The organism is Moorena sp. SIO3I6 (assembly GCF_010672095.1).
In genome coordinates, this window is the sequence record NZ_JAAHHU010000377.1 from 1 (window position 1) to 4105 (window position 4105).

Sequence of the window (4105 nt, forward strand, 5' to 3'; positions counted from 1 at the left end):
TTGATGTAGGTATCCCAAAAGTCCTTTATTTGTTGTTGCCACAACTCTACGGTGTAGGATAAGGCAGGTTTATCAGAACCTCCGAATCCCAGCAGATCGATGGCAAACACTCGATAACCCCCTGCGGCTAGGACAGGAATATTCTTACGCCAATGTCCAATGGATGCCCCAAAACCATGAACCAACAGTAGAGGCTTACCAGTCCCCATGACGGTGTATTGAATATGGTTACCTTGCCAGTTCCAAACATGGTTTTCCGTAGTGTGGTAGGGTATTAGTTTTTGTGTAGACACAGCTTTTTGTTAACTTTAATTAACTTACTCATTTTAATATTACTAAATATTTAGGTACTAAGTTGATTCTGGATGATAAATTAGTTATAATAAAAACTTATATTAAAATACGATTAAACATGACCTAGCAAGGATTGATCAGGTCAAGGCTTCAATCTCAGCTTTCCACTCCCAGGAGGATACCACTTAACCCGCCCTTGGTAAGTGGCGAGGTAAGTGGCGAAATCGGGCATTGTATAATTTGGGATAATAGTGACCTTAAAGCTAGAGCTGGTCAGGATTTCGGGGCGCTTATCACCCTCACAGAACATGAACAGATTAAATACAAATTAAATTTAGATGCGTGGCACGCTTATGACTTAACGTTGATTGACTTCTAGTAAACCCGCAGGAGGCGTAATCTCAATCCGACCATTTTCGAGATCGACCACTGGTGCGATCGCTTTCACAAAGGGAATCAGTACCGTTGCTGGCTGTGGTTCCTTCTTACCCTTGGATTGGCGTTTCTTGCTAGTTCGAGTGGGTGGTGCAGTTTCCGCATCGGTTGGGGGCGGTTGCACTGAAGATTGCAATTTAACTTTCAAAAGGTCATTACCAGCTGGGATCACATCTACGACTACTCCCACAGCTTCACCAGTGAGTTGATTAAACACTTCAAGGTCAATCAAGTCTAAGATGTGATACTCATCTTCCTCTAACTCTGGGCGATCGCTGGCTGGTACCAACAGTTGATAACCGCGCAACGCCTCTGACTGATCCCGGTTGTCTACCCCCTTTAGCTGCACAACATATAACCCTTTACCAGGGACAAAACGTCCCCAAAGTAATTCTGCAGCTTGGGGTGGATTATCCCCTGGTGGTTTTAACCAGCGCTGTCCTGGCTCCTCAAACCTCTCGGGAAAGTCAGAACTGGGATAGACTCGCAACTCTCCTTTTAGCCCATGGGGGGAAACAATTCTACCGATTTCTAGCCAGTCGTCATTGGTCATTTGAGCATTTTTAGGTAAGTGAACTAAGCACTAAGGGCAAGGTATAGCACTACGCATTAAGCTTAGGACATTCCTAAACTCAGCAAACTTAGTCATAGCTTACTTTTGACTTCTGACGCAAGAACCTTGCTGACTTGCGCGTAGCGCTATAGTACCATCATCCCTAAAGGGGTCCGAGAGCGTGGATAGCGCGGACCTGTCATTTTATTTTATCCTGATTCCCGGCATTTTGCTCAGAAAAAATAATAGAAAACACACTATAAATGGCCAGGAGAATTGTCTATAAATTTTCCAATAAAATCGGCTAATATGTTTCCTCAATCTATCAATTACTATTCTGGCTAAATTAAGGGCAATTAAAATCTATGAAATTACTCGTTTTTTCCTAGGAAAATAATAAACAATTTAAGTATAAAAATTATCAATATATTTTATAGTAAGTATAACATAGACAGGATGCCGACACTAACAGGGCTTGTGGGCTTCTGGATTTTAAAAACTCTTTTATAAACGTTATAGATGCTAACAGTCTAATCAGAGTTACTTCAATCAACGCAATTCGGCATTAGCTCACCTTCGAGAGCTGAATGGCTTTATGGAAGGGATTGAGATTGTCGAGCTTCTCTTGATGCCGGCAATGCCAGCGGACTAGGACAATTGTCTAGATTTGACCAATCTCAATCATATCTTTGACTGCATCATAAAGCTGAATTACACTAAATTATTCCTTTATCATCCTAATAATTTACATACCAAATGGTTAGCTATTTGTCAAATTTTTTATACATTCTCGGAGAAAGAAAACTCCGACTAATCCCTCTTCTGTTATTAATCTTACTAACCTCCCTCTTGGATACTGTAGGTATTGGACTTGTCGGGCCATTTATGGGGTTAGCTACTAACCCAAGGTTGATTGAACTAAATTCTCGGCTGCATTGGGTTTATGTCAAGTTAAGTTTAACTTCTGAAGTTCAGTTTATTGCCTTGCTAGGTTTAATCATTATTGTTGCCTTCTGGACTAAATCCTTATTAAGTTTCCAAGCTCAAAAATATATCTTTAAATTTAGCTTTACTCAGTATGGTGAACTATCATCAAATTTGCTCCACGCCTACTTGGTAGCACCTTACACATTTCATCTCAGAAAAAATACAGCTTTTTTGATCAACACGGTTTTGGAAGACTCTGGAGTTTTTAGTGTAAAATTTATGATTCCTTTCCTAAAAACCGTAGCTAGTTTTATTATTATAGTATTTTTAGTTGTTTTACTAATAATCACCGATCCGATCGCCACAATTACTCTAGCCTTGGTTTTACTAATTCCCTTGGGAATTATCTACCAATTTAAAGACAAAATTTCCGAATGGGGAAAAAAAGTATCTCAATCTAAGGAGGAAATGATTCGCATCATCAATCATAGCCTTGGAGGATTAAAAGAAACACGAATTATTGGTTGCGAATCTTACTTTGAAAGGCAAATGAGTGATCAAGTCGATCAACTGGTTAATGGCATGACATCGTTTCATACTTTCCAAGCTTTGCCTCGCATTATAATTGAAGCGATTTTAGTGACATTTTTAGTAGCTTTTGTATCTATAGTGTTAGTCTTTAACCTTGGAACAGAAAATATTATCCAAGTTTTAGGTATTTTCGCTTTGGCTTCTGTGCGCATGATTCCAGCATTTAGTCATTTAACATCTAATATTGCTTTGATGCGAAACTCCAGCTATTCGATTAATAAAATATACTTGGATTTAAAAGAGTTAGAAAACATTGAAGTAGAGAAAATTTTTGAGCCTACATATTTATCATATTTATCTCCCCTATCCAAGCCTAATACTCCCTCAGAGCAATTCAGGTATTTTGCCAAGTCCATTGACATTAATAGAAGTCTATCACCGGAGGATAATCAAATTGAAATTAATAGAATTACCTACCGCTATCCCAAGGTTTTAGACCCTACTATTATGAACATATCCTTGACTATCAACAAAGGTCAATCTATTGGTTTAATCGGTAAATCAGGCTCAGGTAAGACAACATTAGTTGATGTTATTTTAGGTCTATTAGCTCCTGAGAGTGGTGAGATTAGGTACAAGGGTAAATCGATATATAATAATCTGCGTTCCTGGCAAAATTTAATTGGCTATATCCCACAGTCGATTTTTATGATAGATGACACAATCGAAGGAAATATTGCCTTTGGTGTTCCAAAGCATTTAATTGATCGAGAACGATTAGATCAGGCTATCCAATCTGCTCAACTTGCGGAGTTTGTTGAGCAATTGCCTGAGGGAGTTAACTCTGTTGTTGGTGAACGGGGAGTGCGTTTATCTGGTGGTCAACGCCAGCGCATAGGAATTGCTCGCGCACTTTACCATCAGAGGGAAATTTTAGTCTTAGATGAGGCGACTTCTGCACTAGATAATGAAACTGAATACTTGGTTAATGAAGCAATTAAATCCTTGAATGGCACTAAAACGATGATTATCATTGCCCACCGTCTCTCCACTATTGAACATTGTGATTGTATCTATTTACTCGATCAAGGTCGTTTAGTGAAGTCAGGTACTTATCAAGACATTATTTTAAATGAACAAAGCCTTAATTTTTGAATTGGAAAGACGCAGGAGCAGGTTAGTTATAGCAATTCTCTCTCCCATGAGGTGCAAAGAGATCCCCCATTATCCCCCTTAAAAAGCTATCCATTAGGCAAAAGTAGTCGAAACGGTGATAGAGACTAGGATTTAGGCAAGGATTGGGAGAGGAGTGGTGAGAGCCATTATTAGACGAATAGGGGTTTCCCAAGACTGCGATCACAAAAT

3 protein-coding genes are annotated in these 4105 nt (G+C 39.1%); 1 reads left to right on the forward strand and 2 read right to left on the reverse strand.

The features are described 5' to 3' along the window. Both F6K49_RS36365 and rimM read right to left on the reverse strand, forming a co-directional pair. A partial coding sequence (locus F6K49_RS36365) for an alpha/beta fold hydrolase (RefSeq protein ID WP_366514269.1) occupies positions 1 to 209 on the reverse strand: 209 nt, incomplete at its 3' end. A 443-nt stretch (positions 210 to 652) separates the two neighbouring features. Then, complete coding sequence (rimM, locus tag F6K49_RS36370; protein WP_293030146.1) at positions 653 to 1282, reverse strand: ribosome maturation factor RimM; 630 nt, start codon at positions 1280 to 1282, stop codon at positions 653 to 655. Between the two features lie 849 nt (positions 1283 to 2131). Here rimM and F6K49_RS36375 point away from each other — a divergent pair. Next, the gene (locus F6K49_RS36375; protein ID WP_364304483.1) at positions 2132 to 3895 is read left to right on the forward strand and encodes an ABC transporter ATP-binding protein; all 1764 of its coding nucleotides are present in this window, start codon (positions 2132 to 2134) and stop codon (positions 3893 to 3895) included. Positions 3896 to 4105: the final 210 nt, after the last annotated feature.